Here is a 21,997-nt window from a genome sequence, read left to right on the forward strand (position 1 = left end):
CATGACCCTCGATCCCTTCAAACTTCTCTTCCCTTCAGGGACTTCACCGCCATCAAACCTATAGTACATACAACCCCCATAATATTGGAAAGGAGGCTTACCCCACGACCGGGTTCCCACGCCTCACTGAAGGGTTACCTGTTATTCTGTTAATTAGGTTGACATTTAATGGTTATCCAAATTAAAATAGCCGGAATGAAAATACAATGTCAGTGAAGTCCTAAAGTACATTGTATATCTCATCCATTCGGGGCGTAGCGCAGCCTGGCAGCGCACATCGTTCGGGACGATGGAGTCGGAGGTTCAAATCCTCTCGCCCCGACCAAAACCTTCAACCAAGGAATTGTATGGGTAGAAAAAAAATTAAAAAAGGTAAGGATAGAGATATTGCACCTCCGATTATTGATGAAGAGGAAAAAGATGAAAAAGAAGTAAAAGAAGACGCAGCGCTCCCGCCGCTCCATGGAGACACAGACGAGCCGGCAGATACAGATGTCTTTCCAGGGGTAATACCGGATGGGTTAATAGAAGAGGCTATAGAAATAGAAGCCGAACCGGAGGCTACAGAGCCTGAAGAAGAAGAGGAAGAAGAGGAAAAAGAACGCGCCCCTGACCTTGATGTTATCAGGTCTTACCTGCATGAAATAAGTCTGACAACCCTCCTTACATTTGAAGATGAGCAGAGACTTGCTCAAGCAATATTACTTGGTGATGAAAGTGCCAGGCTTAATATGATTGAGGCGAATCTGAGGCTTGTTGTTAATATTGGGAAGAGGTACTTAAACAGAGGGCTTCCCCTGGCTGACATCATTGAAGAAGGAAACATCGGACTTATGAAGGCAGTTGAGAGGTATGACCATACGAAGGGCTTCAGATTCAGCACTTATGCTTCATGGTGGATAAAGCAGTCAATTGAGCGGGCTATCATAAATCAAACCAAGACCATAAGACTCCCTGTTCACGTGGCTGAGCACATTAATAAATATCTTTCTGTTGTGGAGATATTGATTCAGGAATACGGACGTGAACCATCCACCGAGGAAGTTGCCGACAGGATGAAGTATACGACTGAAGATGTAGAGGAATTAAAACAGCTTATCCGGAAGACCTATTCCCTTGAGACACCGGTAGGTGATAAAGAGGAGAGTTATCTCAGGGATATTATTGCAGACAGCACCATCAACTCACCTGCAAAGATAGCAGAATGGATAAGCATGCGTCACCAGATAGATATGTGGTTAAAAGAGCTTAAAGATAAGGAAAAGAAGGTAATCTGCAAGAGATTTGGATTGTTAGGAGATGAGCCGATGACCCTTGAGGAGATAGGACAGGAGTTCGGGCTGACAAGGGAAAGGATACGTCAGATAGAGGCAACATCACTTATTAAGCTGAGAGCGATTATACAGAAAAGGAAGATAAGGAAGGAAGAAGTGCTTTAAGACAGTGGTTAGTGATTAGTGATGAGTGGACGATAGAAGCAAGAAGTAAGAAGATAGATGTAAGAAGATAGAAATGAGAAAAGAATTCCCTCCCCCTTGATGGGAAAGAGTGCTCCATTTATTCCCTCCCCTTCAAGGGGAGGGTTAGGGTGGGGATGGGGTTTTTAAGATAAAATATTCCAAAGGACAAACTAAAAAGGAGGAGACGCAAAAATGGACTTGAAGTCTAAGATACGGGAGATACCGGATTTTCCAAAAGAGGGTATACTGTTTTATGATATTACTACACTGTTAAAGGATGCGGCGGCATTTAAACGTGTGGTAGATAAAATAGGAAGTTTCTATGAAGGAGATGGTGTTCAGAAGGTCATTGCAATGGAGTCGCGTGGTTTTATATTCGGCGCCCCTGTTGCATATCGTCTCAATGCGGGTTTTGTTCCTGTAAGGAAACCCGGAAAACTTCCCAGCGATGTTTATGAAGCACGTTACAACCTCGAATACGGAACCGATTCCCTTGCTATACATCAGGATGCAATTGCACCTGGCGAACGGGTGCTGATCGTTGATGACCTTATTGCAACAGGCGGAACCGTGGCAGCGACTGTCCAATTAGTAAAAAAATTAGGCGGCATTATTCACGGCATAGCATTCCTGATTGAACTATCAGCCCTGCAGGGGAGAAATAAATTAGATGGATATAATGTGTTATCGTTGTTGTCGTATTAAATAGGTAATTAGGTTGAAGGTGGATAGGCTGAAGGTAGAGGGTAGAAGCAAGATGCAAGAAGTTAGAAGCAAGAGGTAAGAAATAATAGAATACTACTAAATTACCCCTCTCTTGACGGGATGGGGTTCTACGTTTATTCCCTCCCCCTTGAGGGGGGAGGGTTAGGGTGGGGATGGGGTTGATTTTCGTATGAAATATTTTAATATAGCATTTCTCTGTGCCTCTGTATCTCTGTGTTTAATTTTTCTATTTCCAGTCACAAAGGCCCACGCAGCAAATCTCTCCTTTGATATGGGCAGAAACAGCAGTGGAATCTCTGCCGGCCGGGATTTTAAATTTGGATATGCCATGCTTGGTTTGTCCACAAAATTTACTACTGATTATCCGTGGAGTTATGTCCCCACACGTCAGAGCCTTGAAGGCCCCTGTCAGGATTTTAAGAACACAGACCCAAAAAACTGTGAGAAAAGAGGCAGATACTATGATGGTGATGAATGGGAGGTGTTCGGGAAATTAGGATACAGATTACCTGTCATATCAAGGCTATACCTCAACGCCGGTCTCGGTGTTTCCAAACAAAGAATCTCTGACCTTTATGTATTCCGTGAGGATATACAACTCCAGAACGGAGTTACTTCAGAATTCATGGAGACATGGGGGCACGTTGAAGACCGTTACTACCTTAACCTCCTCGGCGGGGTCGGCATCTCAATGACCCGCCGAATACTTCTCAATGTAGACTACCATACCCGGAAGGGATTAATCAGCGGAATAATGTACCGCTTCTAAATGGAATAAATAATGAATCCGCCGTGGTACGATGTAAAGTGACTGAAGGAAGCGCTTCTAAGCAAACACTATTCCTTATTTAATTTTAACTTCAGATACTCGCCTACAAGTAATGCAGCAGGGTAGTAGAATTCCTCTTCTATCTTCACGTGTGCAATAAGATTCTTTGCAATTGAGGCATACTCCAGCTTATTCTCTTTTGTTGCAACATTTGCAAGGTTCAGCAAACCCTCAAATATTTGTTGATGCTCCTCAAGCATCCTCGGCATAAGCATCTTCAATCTGTCTGTAATATCAATGATTGCCTTCATTTCAGGGGTTGCTTCTTCTGTTGCCAGAGTTTTTAATAAGCCGAGCGGCGGCATGGCATATTCCTCTTCTTTCATGAAATGAGGGTGCATAAGCTCAATAACCAGATCTGCTGCCTCTCCTATATCCCCTCCGACGTTTTTCAGTCCTGCAAGTTCTTTGTGAAGTTCAAGATGTTCTTCATTTAGTGTTTCCGGTGATTTAAAATCCATACTATGCTTCCTCCTTATTATTGTTTTACCTGATTAATTTTTTCTATATTATAATTTAATTGCAGAGAACAAAAAAGTGTTTTTTTAAATTAATAATTCCTCAGACCCGCTGAAGTATGAAGGCCATATACTCAAAGGGTTATCGCTGAATACCTTCTTTATATCACCCTTAACCGTTATCCATGCACCGTGGTTTATCTCATGTTCGAGTTGCCCCGGTGCCCAGCCGGTATATCCTGAATAAATCCGCACCTTATTTTTTAAGTCTTTATCCTGGAGAAGGTTTGTTACAATATCTTTCCTGAAAGTGAAATGAATATTTTCAATAACAGGTTGTGCACCGTCACGCGGTGTATCTGATGTGAATAACAGATAAATATTATTCTGTTCCACAGGTCCACCCATGTACAGGGACAAAATACCCTTTCTATTAATCCTGATGTCAGGTAAAACCTTACGGACATTAATGTCTGTCGGTTTGTTAATGACAATGCCGAATGCGCCTTCCGGTCCATAGCTAACTATCAGGATGACTGTCTGATAAAAATGCGGGTCTTTTAATTTTGGAGTGGAAACAAGAAATACCCCCTTTGCAAGAGGAACAGATTCCCTCTGCTTATAAGAGAATGCAGTCAGCGGGATTACTGCAAGTAATATTGTCAATATAAAGATTGTTAGAGTTCGTTTCATCATACCTGTTATCCTGAATAAAAGCAGTTTATCACAAGATGAACAGAGATTCATATTGATTTCAGCAATTCTTAGTGAATTGTCATGAAACTGGGTTTCACAAAGGGACATGAAAAGCAGCGGGACAAAAATGTCCCGCCTATCCTCAATTTAGGCATGGATAGGCCGGGTTCCCCCAAATTTACACATGGATAGGCGGGGTTTTCTTACCCCGCCGGAGAGGATTTTCGAGTGATGTATCATGCAAATAGCCTTTCAACTGGGTTATAAAACCCCGCCTATCGTGATAGGCGATTCATTTATTTCCTCAAAAGTCTGACCATCACGGATGTGGTAGATACGCTTAAAAGTGGGGATGATTTTTTCGTCATGTGTCACTACGATGATAGCGGTATGGTACTGGCCGGCCATCCGGTTTAGTATGCTCATCACGGCCAGCGCCCTCTCGCTGTCAAGCGGAGCGGTGGGTTCATCGGCGAGGATCACCGGAGGTTTATTGGCAAGTGCACGTGCAATGGATACCCTCTGCTGCTCGCCGCCGGAAAGCTCGGAAGGTTGTGCCTTTGCCCTGTGTGCCACATCGAGCGCCTGCAGTAGCTCCATCGCCCTTGTGCGTGCTTCTCCATTGCCCCGTCCCGCCAGCATGGGCAAAAGGGCTACGTTGTCGGTTACATCGAGAAAGGGGATCAGATACGGCGACTGGAATATGAATCCTATGCGATCCCGGCGAAGTACCCTGAGGTCGGAAATCTTCCATCCGTTGTCATAAATTACCTCACTGCCCAGTGTCATGCGGCCTCGTGTCGGTTCGATAACCGCACCCAGGCATTTCAGCAGGGTAGTCTTGCCGGCGCCGCTGGGGCCGACGAGTCCAACCACCTCGCCAGGGGCTACACTCATATTTACTTCCCTGAGCGCATTTACGGCAGTCTCGCCTTCACCGTAACGTTTGCTCAAGCCTTCTATATGGATGCCGATTCCTTTGTCCATGTCAGCCTCCGATCGCTGTTGCCGGATCAACCTTGAGTGCCGCGCGTATAGCCATGGTACTCGCAATAGTGCAGACAATCATCACGATTACAAATCCCCGCACTGCATCACCGGGTTCGAGCAGTACATATCTTGGGAAGGCCGGTCCCCAGATTGTGGCGGCTATCTTGCCTACGGTAAAGCCGATCAGGCCCAGCCCCAGCGACTGTTGCAGGATCATACCGGCAATAGTGCTGTTGTGTGTACCGATCAGTTTCAATACAGCGATCTCTCTGATCTTGCCCATGGTCATAGTGTAGATGATGAAAGCAACTATAGCCGCGCTGACGATGGTCAGAATCACGAGGAACATGCCTATTTGTCTGGCAGAGGTAGCAATCAGTTTAGCGACCAGTATCTCTTCCATCTGATCACGGGTATAGACCTGTAAATGCTTCCAGCGGCGGATGTCCTTTGCAACTGCCTCGGGAGAGCGGCCATCAGCTACCCGCACCAGCACTGCATTGACATTGTGGTTGTTTGCCTGAGATGCCTCAATCGCATCCAGCAACCCCGGAACTCCGGGACGATTGAGGGCGGGATTGGCAGCGGTGCGGCTGCGTTCGCTGACAATGGCATCGTTGTCCTTGAGGAATTGTGCCTCCTGTGCATCTTTTAGTGGAATAAACACCATCGGATCGCCGCCGGAGGAAACCATTCGCCGGCTGAGGCCGACCACATTGTAATAATGCCGGCGGATGCGGATACGGTCACCCAGTGCAAATCCGCTTTTGACATCAGCTATTGCCTCGTAATGGCTGCGGACGGCACGCCTGCCTGACGTCAGATAGCCCGGTTCTCCCGGCTGTCCGGGCTCGAATCCCACCACCATAACTCGCACGTCGGCGCTGTTTTTACGCACCTGCATGGTGAGATAGGTGACATTGGCGGCTTTAGCCACACCGGGCATGCCGAGAATATCACGGTAGACATCATCGTGAATACTGGACGACTCGGCATAGGGGCCCAGTGTGTCTTTCTGTACCACCCACAGATCAGCGCCGCTGTTGTTGAGCAGGACTTTAGCGTCGTCCACCATACCGCGGTAGACCCCTGCCATCGTGAATGTAACACCGATAAGCAGCCCCAGTCCCAGGCCGGTGAGGACGAACTTGCCCCATGAATGAAGTATGTCGCGGCCCGCGAGGCTGATCATTTTGTTTTCCCTCCCAATGAAGAAACTACCTTGATGCGGCTGTCTTCCCTGATCTCCCGATCGCTGTAGATGATGACCTCGTCGCCGGCTTGCAGTCCCCCGACAATCTGAACCTTGCCATCGAGGCCTTCTGCCCCGGTTTCCACCTGTACAAAACGTATATGCGCATCCTTATACAGCCAGACACCGGTTTGGCCGCCTTGATGGTGCAGACCGGCGTTCGGCAGTATGATGGCGTTGTTGATAACAGGCAGGTGCAGAGTTACTTCAGCCATTTCACCGATAGACACCCCTTGCGGAAGACTATCAAAAGCCACCTCAGCTATGCGTTCCTCTGTTACACTGTCGCTGATAGGTTCGATGCGGACGACCCTTCCTTTAAAGGCTTTTCCTGGATTGGAGCGAAGCGTGATTGAAGCGGGCAGGCCTACCCTGAGACCGGCGGAGCGGCCCTGATCTAATCTTACAGTTATCCAGAGACCGGCGGGCTGCACCAGCTTGAGTACAGCCTGTCCGGCTACGACAGTGGAACCGGGCTCAGCATACCGTGAAATTACAACACCGTCGGCGGGCGATACCATGTTGATATTCTGCCGTTGCTGCCTTACTCCTTCACTTTCAGCGGTTAGCCTGGCCAGCTCTTTCCTTGCTCCGGCCAGTGCGGCTTCTGCTGAGGCGAGCAGTGCATCCGCAGATCTTTTTTGCTGTACCTTGCCCTCCACTGTACTCCGGCTGACGATATCCTTTTGACCAAGGTCTATGTAACGGCGTTCCTCAATGTCAGCCAATTCCTTGCGGCTCTTAGCATCATTCACCTGGGCTTCAGCAGCTTCCACGGCACTGCCTGCACGGTTATACGCGGCAACAGCAGAGGCCACGCGATCGTTGAGGTCCACAGTCTCCATTTCCGCCAGTAACTGACCATGTTTGACCGTATCGCCGACATCAACCAGTACCTGCTTCACCCGGCCCGCAGCAGTCGGTCCTATGAGATACGTGCGCCGTGCATCCACTGTACCGATGCCGAACAAGGCAGGTGATACATCCCCTTTCGTAACCTGAACTATGGTCACCCGTGTAGGCGCCAGCGGCCCGCTCTTCGTCGCTACCCACCCAAATGCAACCACCAGTAAGATACCGAAAGCAGCAAACCAGACCTGGCGTTGCAGGGTTATGGGAATTTTCATCTTATCTCCTTCCAAAATAGTTCACTCGAAAATCCCTTCCGGCGGGGTAAGAAAACCCCGCCTATCCATATCTACGAGGATAGGCGGGACATTCTTGTCCCGCTGATTTTCATAGCCCTTTGTGAGCGCCCCGCTCATGACAGTTCATCCGAAAATCAACCCCATCCCCACCCTAACCCTCCCCTTGAAGGGGAGGGGATAAAAACTAAGCACCCTCTCCCTCAGGGAGAGGGTCCGGGTGAGGGTGGGGTTTTCATTGCCCTTTGTGAACCCTCGGCTCATGTGGGTTCATCCGAAAATCTCCTAACTGGCTGTTCGTCATGGTTCGACAGGCTCATCATGACAGCATTTTTCTTACTTCTTTCTTCTTACCTCTTACTTCTACTCGATGCTCACTATTATCATGCCCCATTATTCACACTTTGATAATCTTTTTATAAGCCTGCCACAATTTCCTGCTCTCCCCGGATAATGACATCTGAAAATTACTAAAAGTCCACCTTATGGCGCTTATCTGTATCATGCCTATAAACATTGCGGCTGTTGCCTCTGCGTTCATGTCGGATTTGATACTGCCTCCTCTGATACCTTTTTTTAATATATCTGTCAGAGTCTTCAGGTAACGGTTTATAAGAGAGTGCATCTTATCACGGAGTTCCGTCCTTAGTATTGTATCTGATGAGAAAACAATCCTCGGGATCCCCCTGTTATCCTGAATCATGGAGATGTGCTGATTAAAAATAGTTTCCAGTTTTTCTACCGGTCCGGATGGCCCATCAATAACAGTCCTAAGATTATATGAAAGTGTCTGATCTATATGTTCAATAACAGCAGTTAATATGGCATCCTTATTCTCGAAATGCCTATAGAGATTGGCCTCTGATATTCCGACAATTTTTGCAATACTTAGTGTTGTAAGGCCTTGTATGCCCCCTTCTCCAATAACCTCAAGGGCAGCCTGCACTATCTGATCCCTTCTTGTTTCTGTTTTCTCTTTTTTTAGAGCCATAACTTATTTCTTTTCTCCCTGATAGAAATGCTCCACTATCTGTGCCTTGAATTTTGTATGGCAGGCGATACATGCCTTCTGAACCTTTGCAAAGCTGCTGACTACAGCGTCAATGTTTCTCTTCTTTGCAGATTCTCCAAGTTCCTTTGCACTTGCATGAACCTTGTCATCCATACCTTTCAGCTCAGGCGCCTGCCTTTTCATAAATCCTAATATCCGTATACGTTCTGTTACCGGAGGCTTGTCATGGCCGGCAATCTTCACTGCATTTTCTTCGATTGATTTGAAATCTTCGCGGTTTATGGCATCTACTATTGCCTTCATACGATCATTCATCCCGTTCATAATAGTCCTCAACTGAAGCTCTGCCATTGTCACAGCAGGTGCGGCAATAAGAACCGCCAGCACAAAAAACAATATCTTAAATCTTCTCATAATAAAAACCTCCTATGTAAGTAAACGTTCACTTACATATTAATAAAATAAATCTGCCGTGTCAAGTTATTCGGGAACAAGATTTTTCAATGGGCTCATGTTATAATGTGCGTCTGACTCTGGAAAATGCGATATTGGCAGGAGGCTTCCGGCAAACTCAGATAAGCCATGGTTCACAAAGGGGGATGAAAAGCCCACCCTCACCCTGATCCCCCCTCCTGCCTCCCCCCGCAAAAGAGGGGGGAGGGATTTGGAAGGAATTTAATTGCAGCTCTCCCTGAGGTAGAGGGGGCTATGTTGATTCCCTCCCCTTCAAGGGGAGGGGTAGGGTGGGGATGGGGTTATTTTCGGGTGAAGAAAAACAAAATACTTATTACATGTGCTAAGGGGATAACACCTTATTTGAAGGAAGAAATCCTTCTGCTCGGATTTCCCGTAATCTCTGAAACTGTTGCGGGCATTGAGACAGAGGGGACTTTGGATGATACCCTCCGGCTAAATCTCCTTCTCCGCACAGGGCATCGCGTCCTCTTTCTCATTAGGGAATTCCGTGCGGAAAATGCGGATGACCTCTATCGTGCGGTATCGGGTATAGCATGGGAGGATTATATAGCAAGTGATGAATATATCTGTGTGACATCCAGCGTGGATAATCCAACGATTACGACCTCGTTATTTGCCAATGTAAAGTGCAAAGATGCGATCGTGGACAGGATCAAGAGAAAGTGCGGAAAGCGTCCTGATTCGGGACCTGAAAGAGATAGGGTTGTGGTGAACCTGTACTGGAAGGATAATAACTGTTCAATCTATCTTGACACCTCAGGGGAACCCCTCTCCAGACGCAGCTACAGAAAGATTCCATTGACGGCTCCCATGCAGGAGACTCTTGCGGCTGCTGTTATCATGGCTACAGGATGGAACGGCGCCGGCCACTTTATCAATCCAATGTGCGGCAGCGGCACACTTGCCATCGAGGCCGCCATAGCAGGTCTGAACAGGGCTTCAGGGATATTAAGAGACAATTACGGGTTTATGCATCTGAAGGGATTTAATGAACATCTTTGGAATGAACTCCGCACACAGGCGAAAAAAGAGGCCAGGAAGACCATGGATTGCAGGATTATTGCTTCTGATAACAGGAGAGATGCAGTAGATGCCGCAAGAAAGAATGCTGATACCGCCGGCGTGGGACACCTTATTGAATTTTCTGTATGTGATTATTCCGAAACCTCAATCCCGGACGGCAGCGGAATAGTCATCCTAAACCCCGAATATGGAGAAAGAATGGGGATGGTAGAAGAGCTTGAGAGAGTGTACAAGGGAATCGGCGACTTTATGAAACAGAAGTGCAAAGGATATACCGGATATATCTTTACAGGAAATCCTGACCTGGCAAAAAAAGTGGGATTGAAGGCAAAAAGAAGGGTGCCCTTTTATAACGGCCCCATTGAATGTAGACTCCTTGAGTATCCATTGTATGAGGGGAGCAGGGAAAAATAATGACACCTGCTCTTCCATAACCTGCCTGTCCTCTTGTATGTCCTGTTGAAGTATTGAGTATAGCAAAAGGTATACCCTGCATCATCTTACTTTCTAAGCTTATCTCAATGATTTTACATATATAAATGACGGTGTAAGGAGTAAAAATGCCTATTTCTTGAAATCATTCCCATTGTAAATCAAAAGGATAGCGTGCCCGACCCCTAACTCTGCTGTTGTGGTGGTGCGAGAACACCTTCAATGATGTCAGTATTCTGAGAATCTATTATTTCCCAATTATCGTCTTTGCGGACTACGAGATTCATCAAAATTCCCTTCCTCATGGGAAGGACTTCTCCAGACGGCCCTACGTGGCCTGTCAGTTCCCACGAGGAGCGAGCGATGGCAACATCTGACTTCACGAAGCGGACGGCAATGTTGGCTATCGTGAGGCGACTGTTCTTGAACATAGAAGCATGTGTTGCCTCGTGAGCGCGTTTTATCTGCTCCCGGCCTTTCCACCACAGACCGACGACATTGACGAATTCGGCATCCTCGGCGAACAACCGGGCGAACTCCTCCATGTCATGCCGATTCCATCAGTCGCCAAACGCGTATATCACGTTCTTAATGTCCTGTAGATCATTGTTCATTTCTTCGTCTCCTTTAGTTTCTGATTACCAAACCGCAATAACATACCGTTCAGATTGTATTCAGATGTTCAACCTGCCGGCAAAATGCCACAGATGAGCCAGTGCCCTATTACGAGAGGCTACGCTGCATCTTGGATTTCTTCCGGTTTAATCCAAGCTATCTTACCATCACGCCAGACTGCTACAAGATTTCCAGCCTGTTTATGTTTCAATAAGGCTTCTTGAACGCCACGGGCCAGCGCCTGTGTGATTATCTCTTTATTTTCAAATAGCTCAGAAATTCTATCATTTTCTTCTGCCATTGTATTTCTCCTCTATCTGCTTCCATATCTCTGAATTACCAATATAAATACCATCTTCCTTAGTATTTGAAGCTATCAAATCCGGACTACCTGCAACTGAATTATCATAAAAATACCATGATTCTGTCAAGGGCCGGTAAAGTTGAAAGAAATTTCTCATGCCCGCATAATACCGGCGTCGGACAATCTCTTCAGGTACATTATGACCACCTATTCGGACACGCTCTTGCACACGAGCAAGGGCAAGTTCAGGACTCGGCAACCATAGAAAAACTAAATGACATACGTAACCTGTTTTGCGTAATTCTTCAATCCAATATGCGAACGCCCGGATGGCAAGGGTTGTTTCAAAAGCAAAATTTACCTTTTCCTTTGCTAAGTAATGCAGGCGTTCAAGCATAATACGCCCTGCGTGAAAGGCGGCTGCCTCAGGCTGAAAGGCTGATAAACCCTGAGCAATCACATCTGCATTAACGAATTCCATTACCCCAAGTGTCCCTTGAAGCAGTGAAGGAGCAGTCGTTGATTTCCCTGCCCCATTTGGCCCTGAAATTACTATAATATGTGGATGTACTGTCATTCGTATATTATGAATAGGACTTTGTTTTTATGTGATTAAAATAGCAACATGGTGTTTATGTGTCAATTAAAAATGTACAATCTCCCCTTTTAGCTGTTCAAACTTAGTCTTCTGTAAAGGGCACAAGAAAGCCCTGAAGACAGGGGCTTCACTCAGCCCTGAGACAGCAAATGGATGTCTGGTCACTTTATTAAAGTGGACCAAAGAAGGATTTAAAAAGGTAGAACAGGGACAGATGATATAACGTACCACCGTAGACAATAAAACCGGAGCAGGAGGGAAATCTCCGTTTTCCTCTTGACTTTACTTATCATAGATGTCCCTAATTTACTTTTAATCACTTTTGAAGCTTAAGTTACTCTTTGCCGTTTTATCGAGATCACCGGCTAATTCATTGAGTGCTTTCTTTGCCGTTAGATACAACTGGTTTTCCTTCTTTTTTCGATCTTCCTCCGGAAGCGCTTTGATGGCCTTTTTGTCGACACTGACGAAGACGGTATCGTCCCACATTGACTTTCCATCCAGCGTGCTGATCAACTGTGCTTCAAGCGTGACGGGCGCATAATACTTGTTGAAAAGGAAGGAGCTACCGCCCCAAACCAAGATCTCTTGACCAACTTCCTCCAGTGCAAGCGCAATACCAACCCAAGTGTTGTGAACCAGTTTGGCGGCCAAGACTCCTTGCACCATGCCCTCCACGACTCCGGTGCCAATCAGATAGGTAAGCCACTTTCTTTTCATTTTCCCGTATCCCGCCAATCTGACCAGCAACACAGCTTGCACGTCGCGTCCGATCTTCAATTTGTCGAATTCCTTAGCGCTCCATGCTTGCGGAGCAGCGGGCGCCAAAATGCTGGTGTTGGCCCCGGAAGATTCAATGGGAACTATTTCAATATATTCGCTCTCGATCAATCTTGAATTCAGGGCGCGAGTTAGTTGCTCACCTACATTTTTCATCTGCTCTTGAATAAGTTTATTTTCATCGGCGCCCCCGGACGGCGATGTCGTGATATCTGATATTTTCCCGATCTCCGCCGTTACCTCTATGGGCAATACTGCGATATGGAATTTTTTGTTGTGCTCGGCGGTAACCCCGTGTTGTGCCCAAGTTGCGCAGCCAGAAAATAGACAGGCCATTAGAACGCAGATTAATAGCTTCAAAAGCTTCATTGTCATGATGAGAGCCTAACTATTTATTAACAGGCAAATTTGCATGATATTACTATGTTAGCATGGTCTTCGGGCAGTTTTGCCTGATGCCAATATCAAGGCATTATGCCTTGATAACGATACTATAAAAGAGTTACACATGCAGAGTCAAGGCCAAAAAACAAACATACTTGACCAAGGCCGCAGCACGATGAGCCTTAATATAATTTACAGACTTGCCTCCACAGCCTTTATAGCATCCGCTGCCGAACTTGTTATACCGCCTGTATAACCTGAACCTTCGCCTATCGGGTAGAGGTTTTTTATATTTACTGGTTCATATTTTCCAGTGCGTTTTATTCTTATAGGGGAGGACGTTCTTGTCTCTGCACCTAACAATATCGCATGGTCTGAAACAAACAGAGGATAATATTCATTCATCCCGTCTTTTTCAAAGGGTATCAGCAGACTGCTTATTATTAAATCCAGGGAACACCCTCATCTCTGTCAGTTATAAACCAGATTCCCGTTTTCACGGGAATGACGACTTTTGCAAGAGCCTCAGAATAGATTGACATTGTATATGCAATAGCAATATAATTAATTCATGATAATCTGGGATGAAGATAAAAATAAAAAACTAAAATTAGAACGGAATATATCTTTTGAAACTATTTCTGAAATTATTTTAGGAAAAAAGTATCTGGACATTCTGGAACATCCCTCCAAAAATAATCAGTTGATTTTTATTATAGAATTGAATAATTACATTTACTCGGTGTCATTTGTTGTAGACGCTGAATCAAATATTATTTTAAAAACTGTTTATCCAAGCCGAAAACTTCAGAAAAAATATAAGGAGTAACTACCATGGCTGATGTTAAATTAGATGAATACGAAAAAGATATTGAGGAAAATATTCTGAAATATAAAAGAGCCTCAAAAAGCAAAGTTGCGAAAATAGAACAAATAATAAAAAAAGCAGGCGAGAAAAGAAATATAAGCCTCAGTGTTAACAGTCAAGATTTGGATCAACTGAAATTAAAAGCTGAAAAAGAAGGTGTGCCATATCAAACGCTTATTTCAAGCATCCTTCATAAGTTTGTTACAGACAGGCTCGTTGATCAAAATGAAATAATAAAGAGCATTCAATTGCTTAAAAATCAAGTGAAATGCTAACAAGGCGCTGCACCGGGTCTATAACATTAGGTGTTCAAACGCAAGATATATGCGTTTACAGACTTGCCTCCACAGCCCTTATAGCATCCGCTGCAGAACTCGTTATACCGCCTGTATAACCTGAACCTTCGCCTATCGGGTAGAGGTTTTTTATATTTACTGATTCATATTTTCCCGTGCGTTTTATTCTTACAGGGGAGGAGGTTCTTGTTTCTGCACCTAACAATATTGCATGGTCTGAAACAAACAGAGGGTAATCCTCTTTCCATCTTTTAAATGCGTTTAAAAGCGGCCCGGATATAAAGTCTGGAAGGATTCCTTTCATATCAGCAGATGCGGCCCCCATCTTAAATGAATTTTTATTTAAGTTGACAGATGGCTTACCGGATAAAAAATCTATCAGGTTCTGTGCAGGGACTTGCCATCTTCCTCCTCCTGCATCAAATGCTTTGCGCTCTATGGCCTTCTGGAACTCAATACCGGCCAATGGATCAGTTGATTTATAATCATCTGTATGACAGGTTACAACAAGGGCTGAATTTGAGAATTCTGAAGACCTGTTTGAGTAGCTCATGCCGTTTACAACCAACATGCCATTTTCAGATGAGGCATTTATTACCTCACCTCCGGGGCACATGCAGAATGTATACACCCCGCGTCCTGCTTTTCGATTGGTGTAGTTGAATGAATAGGCCGCAGCCCCTATGCCGCAAAAATCCTTGTACTTATTTCCATACCTTATAAGATTGATAATTTCAGCAGGATGCTCTATTCTTACCCCGACTAAAATCGGCTTCTGCTCAATAGCGATCCCTTTTTTGTGAAACATCTCATAAGAGTCCCGTGCAGAATTGCCCACCGCAAGATAGAGAGTTGAAGAACGATACTCCTTCTCCCCGTTTATTACTACGCCTGAGACTGTATCACCTGATATAAGGATGTCAGTTACTTTGGAGCTATAATGTATCTCTCCGCCTCTTTCAAGGATATGGTCCCTTATATTACGAACTATTCTGCACAAGACGTCCGTACCGAGATGAGGTTTTCTGATGTACCCTATCTCTTCAGGGGCACCGAATTTTATAAAGGTATCCAGCACCCTGTTTATGTGTTTCGTATTTTTTGTCCTGGAAAACAGCTTGCCATCCGAGTATGAACCTGCGCCGCCTTCACCAAACTGGATATTTGATTCAGGGTTTAACACCCTTTCTTTAATAAATCTCTGAACATCAATGGAGCGCTCTTCTATTCTTTTACCCCTTTCAAATATCAGAGGTCTAATCCCATAATCAATAAGCTCAAGGGCTGCGAACATTCCGGCAGGGCCGAACCCTGCTATTACAGGTCTCTCTTTGATGTTTTTTGATGTTCTGCCAGTTGTGATCTCTTTAGTGTATACAGGGAGGTTTCCCTTGTTATCGAAGAGAGGAGGAGTGGTGACAACTATTGAAATCTCGTAGTAGAACTGATCTTTACAGCTCAAATCAAGTAATTTATTCAGAATTTTAACGAATTTTATATCCTGTTCATTAATGTTCAGCCTTTGCGAAGCGGCCTTCAGATATTCATCTATCCCGTCTTTTTCAACGGGTATCCGCAGCCTGCTTATTATTAAGTTCAGGAAACACCTCCTTCTCTGCTAGTGAAATTATTAATCCGGCAATTAAACTGATGATATAATTTATATGCAGGTACTGCAAGGGGCGAGAATAAATGTTCTAATCCTGCGTGATAAAAAATCAGAAAAGTAAAATTATTTTTGGAACATCAGCCGGAGAATATTCTGGCGGACATCTGTCTTGACAAATGTCCAATGCACTATTATACTTTGCCATAGAAAAATCATGGTTTGGAGGTAATCGTTATGCAGACAAAAGAAGTAGTCAGGAAGAGGGTCCATGTAAAGCCACGTAAAGATGCCAAAGCACTAAAAAAGAGTAGTACGCTTAAAATTATTACACACTGTGAGGCATTAGGGATTGACATTAAAATATTATCCTCCTGTCTTGCTGTTAACCCGAAGACCATTCAGCGATGGAGGGATGGGATTGCAGAACCAGGTGAGTCAGCAGTACGCTCCTTAGATAAGTTGGAGATCATATATCAGTTGGCAGCAAGACTACTTGAAAGGGACTCGTGGAAGGCGTGGTTTCTTTCTGCTAATCACACATTGGGAGAAGAATCTCCAATAGATTTATTGAGTCGTGGTGAAGTTGACCAGGTGAGAAATGTACTCGGGATGCTGGAATGGGGAATCTATTCATAATCTATGGTCATAGTCTATGGCATTTAGTCTCAATCTAACAGCCTTATCTTCCCTTGCAACAGTTTCATTTGAAAGGTCTGTCTACAGAGCGGTTGTTGAGAGATTTAAAGATAATGTCCTTTCTACAGAAGGTAACCGGTTTTTCCCAGGCCGTTACCACCTGACAGGAGAAGGGGGTATCCTTTACACCTCGCTTACAAAGGAGATTGCGGTAAAAGAGATAGAACGTCATGCGCCCCGTGCCATGTTACATGCCATGTTACAGAGGAGACTGGCCATTGCTACGATTAATATCAGGCTTGATAAGGTGTTAGACCTTACACAAGCATCCGCTCTCAAGATAATTGGCCTATCAAAAAATGATCTTATCTCATCCGATTATTCAATTACCCAGGCAATCAGCATGATAGCAAGAGAGGCTGGATTCCGGGGGCTTATTGTACCATCAGCAACGAGTGAAGGTGATAATTTGATTATCTTTGAGAATAACCTCGGTAAAGGGTGTTTGATTGAGATTGATGATATCAGTTTAACTGAGTAGCCTGCCTTAACTGCGATATGATATATTAATTTTATGGCACGATTGATTAAAGAGAGGGCAAAGAAGAGCGGGCTTCCGCCGGGGACACTTGTCCATATTGGTGAAAAGAGCGGGAGAGATGTTCACATCACGGTTATTGATTATGATGAGGGGCATCTTCAGGAAGTAGAGATAAAGACTATAGAGCAGTGTTTTCCGTTTAAAGATAAATCCACAGTAACATGGATTAATATAGAGGGACTGCATCAATCGGATATAATACAGAGCCTCGGTGATTGCTTCGGTCTCCATCCCCTTGTAATGGAGGACATCCTGAACACTGACCAGCGTCCCAAGGTGGAGGATTATAAGGACTATTTATACATTGTCCTGAAGATGCTTCATAATGTTAGAGGCACAGAGATTATCACAGAGCAGATCAGCCTGATACTCACCCCGAACTTTGTCATATCTTTTCAGGAGGGCATAGAAGGTGATGTATTTAGTCCTGTCAGGGAAAGGCTCAGGGGCGGCAATGGCCGCATCAGAGGGATGGGAGCTGATTATCTTGCCTACTCGCTGATAGATGCGATAGTAGACAATTATTTTTCAATCCTTGAGGGGGTCGGAGAGAGGATAGAGGACATTGAGGAAGAGGTGGTTACTAATCCGCAGAAAGGCACTGTGCACAGTATTCATGATCTCAAGAGGGAGATGATATTCCTGAGAAAGGCTGTCTGGCCTCTGAGGGAAGTAATAAGCACACTTCAGCGTGGGGATTCACCGCTTATTAAAAATACAACAGCCATCTACCTAAGGGATGTTTATGACCACACCATTCAGGTGATTGATGCCATAGAAACATCACGCGATATGCTCTCCGGTATGCTCGACATATACCTCTCAAGTATAAGCAACCGGATGAATGAGATAATGAAGTTCCTGACAATTATAGGTACGATCTTTATTCCGTTGACGTTTATAGTCGGTATCTACGGAATGAACTTCGAGTTCATGCCTGAGCTGAAATGGCAGTATGGCTACTTTGCAGTCATGGTCTTCATGTTTGCCATAAGCATCATCATGTTATTCTATTTCAAAAAGAAGAAGTGGCTTTAATAACTTTAAGAATATCACAATTGACATCTGACGCAGGTGTTGTTGTATAATGAAGACGTTTTTATACTGATAAAAAAAGGGAGAACAGGATATGCTGAATGAATCAGAAAAGATATGGATGGATGGTAAGCTTGTTAACTGGAAGGATGCCAATATACATGTATTGACCCATACCCTTCATTATGGAGTAGGGGCATTTGAGGGTATCAGGTGTTATAAGACAGAGAACGGGTCTGCGATATTCCGGCTTGATGACCATGTGGAGAGGCTCTTTGCGTCTGCACATATCATGTCATTTAAGATACCTTTCTCAATGCAGGAAATATCAGAGGCCATAAAGGAAGTCGTCAGGGTGAATCGTCTTGAGGCATGTTATATCCGTCCCATAGCGTTCATTGGTTATGGTTCGATGGGGATATATATTGAGGATAATCCAATAAACGTGGCCATAGCGGCATGGAAATGGGGATCCTATCTTGGGGACGAAGGTCTTGAGAAAGGTATCAGGGTTAAAATATCTTCTTTTACAAGGCATCATGTAAATATCTCCATGACAAGGGCAAAAGTTCCCGGTTATTATGTCAATTCCATACTTGCCAAGAAAGAGGTAAAGGCTGCGGGTTATGACGAGGCCGTGCTGCTTGACCCGGATGGTTATGTTGCAGAGTGCAGCGGCGAGAATATATTTGTTGTACGTAAGGGGATTATAAAGACCACGCCATTGACCTCGATATTGGCCGGCATTACGAGGGAATCAATTATCACCATTGCAAGGGATATGGGTATGACTGTGATTGAAGAAAGGTTCACGCGGGATGACCTGTATATTGCAGATGAGGTATTTCTAACCGGTACAGCGGCTGAACTGACACCGGTCAGAGAGGTTGATAACAGGGTAGTAGGAAGCGGTAAACCAGGTCCAATCACAAAAAGGCTTCAGGACACCTTCTTCAATATTGTGCATGGAAAAGAAGAAAGGTACAAAGACTGGCTGGCCTATATATAATATAGTAGTACTCATGTCTTACGCTGAGCTTCAACCGAAAATCCTTATAAAAAGGCACAAAGGCAGAAGGCACAAAGTATAAAATTTAGAATCCTTTTTCTCTAACTTTGTGCCTTTGTGTCTGCCGTTTTACTTTGTGCCTGTGATAATTTTCATTCCCCTTTGTGATCCCACGGCTCACGATGGTTCATCTTGAAATACCACTATTATTCCAGATCGAAAAGCGACTAAGAAATATTTTGGAGTAGCCGGCAATGAATAAATTAAAATATCTTGACGATGAAGAGAAATATCTTATGAAGTCCTTAGAAAAGGGGGAATGGATTTCTGACTTTAATAAATCAATAAGGCAAGTATATCAGGAATATGCTAAGCAAAGCCTGAGCAAACAACGGCGGATCAATATTAGAGTGACTGAAAGGGACTTGAATAAAATTAAAGTTAAGGCATTACAAGAAGGGTTGCCTTATCAATCTCTCATTTCTATGCTCATTCACAAGTTTAACGAAGGAGAGCTTTCATTAGGTAAAAAGAGACATACCTAACAAGCTTATTAAACCTTCATCCGCTGACTACTGCTCACTATTTTCATTTCCATTTGTGAGCCGGAGGCTCATGAGGGTCATCCGAAAATAACCCCATCCCCACCCTAACCCTCCCCTTGAAGGGGAGGGAATAAACTTAGCACCCTCTCCCTCAGGGAGAAGGTGCGGGTGAGGGGGCATCATTTTCATCATCATAAATTCACGTCATAAATTCTTCTTGACAGCCCAATTATATTTTTGTTAATATCCTGCCATAAGTTGAACTACCGTCCTGAAGCAAGATATTTAAGAGTTATCCAGTAAACTGATATTGCGTGAGGTGTTGAGATGATTTCCTCTCCTATAGTTCCCTCGAGTAACAGCATCTGGCCTGCAAATTGCAGTCAGTCAGTCAGTCAGTCAGTCAGTCAGTCAGTCAGTCAGTCAGTCAGTCAGTCAGTAAAAACTTTACCCTAAGTACCCTTATCTTTAACAGCCTCGTAGAAAATCTGGTTAGAATTCGTGCCCCTTGACCCGGATGTTCCACTATATAATAAGGGATTGTTCCTGATTTAACTCATAAATATATAAACTTGATTTTGCAAGAGCTTCAAGGGAGGCAGCTATGATAAAAAGACATCTGTTATTATTAACCATCTTTATGATGGCATTTATTGGAAGCATCTCTCCAGTTTTTGGGGAGGAATATCAAGGCGGGAGTTCTATGGGGCCGGAACCATATAGTTTTATTGCACCGGATGGTGAGAGTTATGTATTTGATCTGAAGTGGGGGAGCTATGGAACTCTGAATGATGAGTTCAATCAGCCTCATGGGGTTACTGTTGATCAGGCGGGGGATATATGGGTAACTGATAATGTGAATGACAGGATTGTAAAATTTGATTCATCAGGTAACTTTCTATTAACAATCGGGTCAACGGGTACAGGCCCTGGTCAACTAAATGCTCCTGAAGGTATTGACGTGGATTCTGCTGGTAATATATGGGTTGCTGATTATTCTAATGGGAGGGTACAGAAGTTAAACAGCCTTGGCCAGCAGATTTGCCAGGTAGCTGGTTTATCTGGGCCTGAGGGAGTGGCAGTGGATCATAATACTGGTAATGTGTTTATTTCAAATATTGGTACTGAATATATTACAAAGGTTGATAGTACCTGTGCCATTATCGGAGGCTGGGGTGGCTATGGGTCTGGTAACGGACAATTTTATAATCCTTATGGCGTAGCTGTTGATATGGATGGAAATGTGTATGTTGCTGATTACTCCAATCATCGTGTTCAGAAGTTTGATGGTAATGGTATCTTTATTACAAAATGGGGGGTGAGTGGCTCAGGTGACAGTAGATTTGCCCTTTCTGCTCAGTTTAATGGTCCGATTGGCATAGGAGTAGATGCTGCAGGTGATGTAGTTGTCGTAGACCATAATAATCACAGGATCCAAAAGTTTAATAGTAATGGTACATTCATTACAGCATGGGGGTGGTATGGTGCAGGAAATGGTCAGTTCAACTTACCTTGGGGAGTTGCAACAGACGGACAAGGGAGGGTTTATATTGCCGACAGGGACAACCATCGCGTTCAGCGGTTTTTCCCATCAAACACAGCAGAGACACAGTTATATAAAAGGGACTGGGGGAACGGCGGGTCTGCAAACGGGCAGTTTAATAATCCAGTTGGAACTGTTACTGATAGCTTCGGAAATGTATATGTTGTAGACAACGTTAATCACAGGGTACAGAAGTTCGATCCAAATGGCATGTTTATCCTAAAGTGGGGAAAATCAGGTACTGGAAATGGCCAGTTCAGGTATCCAGTTGGTATTGCAATTGATAATACAGGAAATATTTATATAGCAGACAGAGACAATCACAGAATCCAGAAGTTTGACAGCACCGGTGTATTTCTTATGGGGATGGGTAATTGTACTGTATGGAGCGCCCCTGCCCCAGCGCCGGCACCTGCTAGCGGAACCGGAAATGGATGTTTCAAACAAGCAAATGACGTTGCAGTAGATCCAACAACAGGGGATATATATGTTGCAGATATGAGTAACCACCGTATTCAGAAGTTTAATAGTGCAGGGATATTTATTATGGGTATTGGAAATGGGACTACATGGACCGGTATCCCTCCCGCCCCTGCTTCAGGAAATCTTAACAGGTGGTTCAACGTGGCACATGCCTTAACATTAGATTCAGCAGGAAATATTTATATAAGTGA

At 44.4% G+C, this 21,997-nt stretch carries 25 protein-coding genes and 1 tRNA gene; 13 read left to right on the forward strand and 13 right to left on the reverse strand.

Features of this window, described 5'->3' with window-relative positions; translation table 11 throughout:
* The first annotated feature begins 248 nt into the window (after nt 1-248).
* The 4 genes from HZA08_05150 to HZA08_05165 all read left to right on the forward strand — a co-directional run bounded on the left by HZA08_05150 (nt 249) and on the right by HZA08_05165 (nt 2,955).
* Nucleotides 249-325 (forward strand) — tRNA-Pro (locus HZA08_05150).
* Nucleotides 326-347: 22 nt separating this feature from the next.
* Nucleotides 348-1,439, forward strand: a complete 1,092-nt coding sequence (locus HZA08_05155) for a sigma-70 family RNA polymerase sigma factor (GenBank protein ID MBI5192811.1) — start codon at nt 348-350, stop codon at nt 1,437-1,439.
* Nucleotides 1,440-1,652: 213 nt separating this feature from the next.
* On the forward strand, nt 1,653-2,165 hold the full coding sequence (locus HZA08_05160; protein MBI5192812.1) for an adenine phosphoribosyltransferase: 513 nt from the start codon (nt 1,653-1,655) through the stop codon (nt 2,163-2,165).
* A gap of 190 nt (nt 2,166-2,355) precedes the next feature.
* On the forward strand, nt 2,356-2,955 hold the full coding sequence (locus HZA08_05165; GenBank protein MBI5192813.1) for a hypothetical protein: 600 nt from the start codon (nt 2,356-2,358) through the stop codon (nt 2,953-2,955).
* A 68-nt stretch (nt 2,956-3,023) separates the two neighbouring features.
* Here the strand turns inward: HZA08_05165 and HZA08_05170 are convergent, their stop codons facing one another.
* The 7 genes from HZA08_05170 to HZA08_05200 form a co-directional block, all read right to left on the reverse strand.
* Nucleotides 3,024-3,476 (reverse strand): hypothetical protein, encoded by a 453-nt coding sequence (locus tag HZA08_05170; GenBank protein ID MBI5192814.1) that lies wholly within the window; start codon nt 3,474-3,476, stop codon nt 3,024-3,026.
* 84 nt (nt 3,477-3,560) lie between these two features.
* On the reverse strand, nt 3,561-4,169 hold the full coding sequence (locus HZA08_05175; GenBank protein MBI5192815.1) for a YqgE/AlgH family protein: 609 nt from the start codon (nt 4,167-4,169) through the stop codon (nt 3,561-3,563).
* Between the two features lie 261 nt (nt 4,170-4,430).
* Nucleotides 4,431-5,156, reverse strand: coding sequence for an ABC transporter ATP-binding protein (locus HZA08_05180; protein ID MBI5192816.1), 726 nt, complete (start codon nt 5,154-5,156; stop codon nt 4,431-4,433).
* 1 nt (nt 5,157) lies between these two features.
* A complete protein-coding gene (locus HZA08_05185; protein ID MBI5192817.1) occupies nt 5,158-6,351 on the reverse strand; it encodes an ABC transporter permease in 1,194 nt (397 codons plus the stop codon).
* Nucleotides 6,348-7,538, reverse strand: coding sequence for an efflux RND transporter periplasmic adaptor subunit (locus HZA08_05190; protein MBI5192818.1), 1,191 nt, complete (start codon nt 7,536-7,538; stop codon nt 6,348-6,350). Before HZA08_05190 ends, HZA08_05185 begins: the two co-directional genes overlap by 4 nt.
* A 415-nt stretch (nt 7,539-7,953) precedes the next feature.
* Nucleotides 7,954-8,547: a TetR/AcrR family transcriptional regulator gene (locus tag HZA08_05195; protein ID MBI5192819.1), complete on the reverse strand. Its 594-nt coding sequence runs from the start codon at nt 8,545-8,547 to the stop codon at nt 7,954-7,956.
* 3 nt (nt 8,548-8,550) lie between these two features.
* Nucleotides 8,551-8,982: a cytochrome c gene (locus HZA08_05200; GenBank protein MBI5192820.1), complete on the reverse strand. Its 432-nt coding sequence runs from the start codon at nt 8,980-8,982 to the stop codon at nt 8,551-8,553.
* A gap of 294 nt (nt 8,983-9,276) precedes the next feature.
* Between HZA08_05200 and HZA08_05205 the strand changes: the two genes are divergently transcribed.
* Nucleotides 9,277-10,482, forward strand: coding sequence for a class I SAM-dependent RNA methyltransferase (locus tag HZA08_05205; GenBank protein MBI5192821.1), 1,206 nt, complete (start codon nt 9,277-9,279; stop codon nt 10,480-10,482).
* Nucleotides 10,483-10,685: 203 nt separating this feature from the next.
* Here HZA08_05205 and HZA08_05210 read toward each other — a convergent pair whose 3' ends face one another.
* The 5 genes from HZA08_05210 to HZA08_05230 form a co-directional block, all read right to left on the reverse strand.
* A complete protein-coding gene (locus HZA08_05210; protein MBI5192822.1) occupies nt 10,686-11,045 on the reverse strand; it encodes an SgcJ/EcaC family oxidoreductase in 360 nt (119 codons plus the stop codon).
* 188 nt (nt 11,046-11,233) lie between these two features.
* Nucleotides 11,234-11,416, reverse strand: a complete 183-nt coding sequence (locus HZA08_05215) for a hypothetical protein (protein ID MBI5192823.1) — start codon at nt 11,414-11,416, stop codon at nt 11,234-11,236.
* The gene (locus HZA08_05220) at nt 11,400-11,996 is read right to left on the reverse strand and encodes a zeta toxin family protein (GenBank protein MBI5192824.1); all 597 of its coding nucleotides are present in this window, start codon (nt 11,994-11,996) and stop codon (nt 11,400-11,402) included. The genes HZA08_05215 and HZA08_05220 overlap by 17 nt, the downstream gene beginning before the upstream one ends.
* 333 nt (nt 11,997-12,329) lie before the next feature.
* Nucleotides 12,330-13,133, reverse strand: a complete 804-nt coding sequence (locus HZA08_05225) for a hypothetical protein (protein MBI5192825.1) — start codon at nt 13,131-13,133, stop codon at nt 12,330-12,332.
* A gap of 240 nt (nt 13,134-13,373) precedes the next feature.
* Complete coding sequence (locus HZA08_05230) at nt 13,374-13,586, reverse strand: hypothetical protein (protein MBI5192826.1); 213 nt, start codon at nt 13,584-13,586, stop codon at nt 13,374-13,376.
* Nucleotides 13,587-13,752: 166 nt separating this feature from the next.
* Between HZA08_05230 and HZA08_05235 the strand changes: the two genes are divergently transcribed.
* Complete coding sequence (locus HZA08_05235) at nt 13,753-14,010, forward strand: toxin (protein ID MBI5192827.1); 258 nt, start codon at nt 13,753-13,755, stop codon at nt 14,008-14,010.
* 5 nt (nt 14,011-14,015) lie between these two features.
* Nucleotides 14,016-14,324 carry an antitoxin gene (locus tag HZA08_05240; GenBank protein ID MBI5192828.1) on the forward strand — a complete coding sequence of 103 codons (309 nt, stop codon included), beginning with the start codon at nt 14,016-14,018 and terminating at the stop codon, nt 14,322-14,324.
* 55 nt (nt 14,325-14,379) lie between these two features.
* On the opposite strand, the gene HZA08_05245 is transcribed toward HZA08_05240, so the two are convergent.
* Nucleotides 14,380-15,945, reverse strand: coding sequence for a dehydrogenase (locus HZA08_05245; protein ID MBI5192829.1), 1,566 nt, complete (start codon nt 15,943-15,945; stop codon nt 14,380-14,382).
* Between the two features lie 243 nt (nt 15,946-16,188).
* Here HZA08_05245 and HZA08_05250 point away from each other — a divergent pair, with 243 nt between their 5' ends.
* The 6 genes from HZA08_05250 to HZA08_05275 form a co-directional block, all read left to right on the forward strand.
* Nucleotides 16,189-16,590, forward strand: a complete 402-nt coding sequence (locus HZA08_05250) for a DUF2384 domain-containing protein (protein MBI5192830.1) — start codon at nt 16,189-16,191, stop codon at nt 16,588-16,590.
* Nucleotides 16,591-16,606: 16 nt separating this feature from the next.
* Nucleotides 16,607-17,131: an RES family NAD+ phosphorylase gene (locus tag HZA08_05255; GenBank protein ID MBI5192831.1), complete on the forward strand. Its 525-nt coding sequence runs from the start codon at nt 16,607-16,609 to the stop codon at nt 17,129-17,131.
* Nucleotides 17,132-17,164: 33 nt separating this feature from the next.
* Nucleotides 17,165-18,229 carry a magnesium/cobalt transporter CorA gene (gene corA, locus HZA08_05260; GenBank protein ID MBI5192832.1) on the forward strand — a complete coding sequence of 355 codons (1,065 nt, stop codon included), beginning with the start codon at nt 17,165-17,167 and terminating at the stop codon, nt 18,227-18,229.
* Nucleotides 18,230-18,320: 91 nt separating this feature from the next.
* A complete protein-coding gene (locus HZA08_05265) occupies nt 18,321-19,235 on the forward strand; it encodes a branched-chain amino acid transaminase (protein ID MBI5192833.1) in 915 nt (304 codons plus the stop codon).
* A gap of 254 nt (nt 19,236-19,489) precedes the next feature.
* Nucleotides 19,490-19,780: an antitoxin gene (locus tag HZA08_05270; GenBank protein MBI5192834.1), complete on the forward strand. Its 291-nt coding sequence runs from the start codon at nt 19,490-19,492 to the stop codon at nt 19,778-19,780.
* 604 nt (nt 19,781-20,384) lie between these two features.
* On the forward strand, nt 20,385-21,997 hold a 1,613-nt coding region (locus HZA08_05275), incomplete at its 3' end, for a 6-bladed beta-propeller (GenBank protein MBI5192835.1).

It is taken from the genome of Nitrospirota bacterium (genome assembly GCA_016212215.1).
Taxonomy (GTDB): domain Bacteria; phylum Nitrospirota; class 9FT-COMBO-42-15; order HDB-SIOI813; family HDB-SIOI813; genus JACRGV01.

What these genes read in the sequence shown, in the direction of transcription:
- HZA08_05195 (MBI5192819.1), bottom strand. Translation starts at nt 8,547, where the DNA reads ATGGCTCTAAAAAAAGAGAAAACAGAAACAAGAAGGGATCAGATAGTG.
- HZA08_05205 (MBI5192821.1), top strand. Translation starts at nt 9,277, where the DNA reads ATGTTGATTCCCTCCCCTTCAAGGGGAGGGGTAGGGTGGGGATGGGGT.
- HZA08_05220 (MBI5192824.1), bottom strand. Translation starts at nt 11,996, where the DNA reads ATGACAGTACATCCACATATTATAGTAATTTCAGGGCCAAATGGGGCA.
- HZA08_05230 (MBI5192826.1), bottom strand. Translation starts at nt 13,586, where the DNA reads ATGAATGAATATTATCCTCTGTTTGTTTCAGACCATGCGATATTGTTA.
- HZA08_05165 (MBI5192813.1), top strand. Translation starts at nt 2,356, where the DNA reads ATGAAATATTTTAATATAGCATTTCTCTGTGCCTCTGTATCTCTGTGT.
- HZA08_05270 (MBI5192834.1), top strand. Translation starts at nt 19,490, where the DNA reads ATGAATAAATTAAAATATCTTGACGATGAAGAGAAATATCTTATGAAG.
- corA (MBI5192832.1), top strand. Translation starts at nt 17,165, where the DNA reads ATGGCACGATTGATTAAAGAGAGGGCAAAGAAGAGCGGGCTTCCGCCG.
- HZA08_05225 (MBI5192825.1), bottom strand. Translation starts at nt 13,133, where the DNA reads ATGGCCTGTCTATTTTCTGGCTGCGCAACTTGGGCACAACACGGGGTT.
- HZA08_05175 (MBI5192815.1), bottom strand. Translation starts at nt 4,169, where the DNA reads ATGATGAAACGAACTCTAACAATCTTTATATTGACAATATTACTTGCA.
- HZA08_05200 (MBI5192820.1), bottom strand. Translation starts at nt 8,982, where the DNA reads ATGAGAAGATTTAAGATATTGTTTTTTGTGCTGGCGGTTCTTATTGCC.
- HZA08_05185 (MBI5192817.1), bottom strand. Translation starts at nt 6,351, where the DNA reads ATGATCAGCCTCGCGGGCCGCGACATACTTCATTCATGGGGCAAGTTC.
- HZA08_05210 (MBI5192822.1), bottom strand. Translation starts at nt 11,045, where the DNA reads ATGGAGGAGTTCGCCCGGTTGTTCGCCGAGGATGCCGAATTCGTCAAT.
- HZA08_05170 (MBI5192814.1), bottom strand. Translation starts at nt 3,476, where the DNA reads ATGGATTTTAAATCACCGGAAACACTAAATGAAGAACATCTTGAACTT.
- HZA08_05215 (MBI5192823.1), bottom strand. Translation starts at nt 11,416, where the DNA reads ATGGCAGAAGAAAATGATAGAATTTCTGAGCTATTTGAAAATAAAGAG.
- HZA08_05180 (MBI5192816.1), bottom strand. Translation starts at nt 5,156, where the DNA reads ATGGACAAAGGAATCGGCATCCATATAGAAGGCTTGAGCAAACGTTAC.
- HZA08_05235 (MBI5192827.1), top strand. Translation starts at nt 13,753, where the DNA reads ATGATAATCTGGGATGAAGATAAAAATAAAAAACTAAAATTAGAACGG.
- HZA08_05190 (MBI5192818.1), bottom strand. Translation starts at nt 7,538, where the DNA reads ATGAAAATTCCCATAACCCTGCAACGCCAGGTCTGGTTTGCTGCTTTC.
- HZA08_05240 (MBI5192828.1), top strand. Translation starts at nt 14,016, where the DNA reads ATGGCTGATGTTAAATTAGATGAATACGAAAAAGATATTGAGGAAAAT.
- HZA08_05250 (MBI5192830.1), top strand. Translation starts at nt 16,189, where the DNA reads ATGCAGACAAAAGAAGTAGTCAGGAAGAGGGTCCATGTAAAGCCACGT.
- HZA08_05255 (MBI5192831.1), top strand. Translation starts at nt 16,607, where the DNA reads ATGGCATTTAGTCTCAATCTAACAGCCTTATCTTCCCTTGCAACAGTT.
- HZA08_05160 (MBI5192812.1), top strand. Translation starts at nt 1,653, where the DNA reads ATGGACTTGAAGTCTAAGATACGGGAGATACCGGATTTTCCAAAAGAG.
- HZA08_05155 (MBI5192811.1), top strand. Translation starts at nt 348, where the DNA reads ATGGGTAGAAAAAAAATTAAAAAAGGTAAGGATAGAGATATTGCACCT.
- HZA08_05265 (MBI5192833.1), top strand. Translation starts at nt 18,321, where the DNA reads ATGCTGAATGAATCAGAAAAGATATGGATGGATGGTAAGCTTGTTAAC.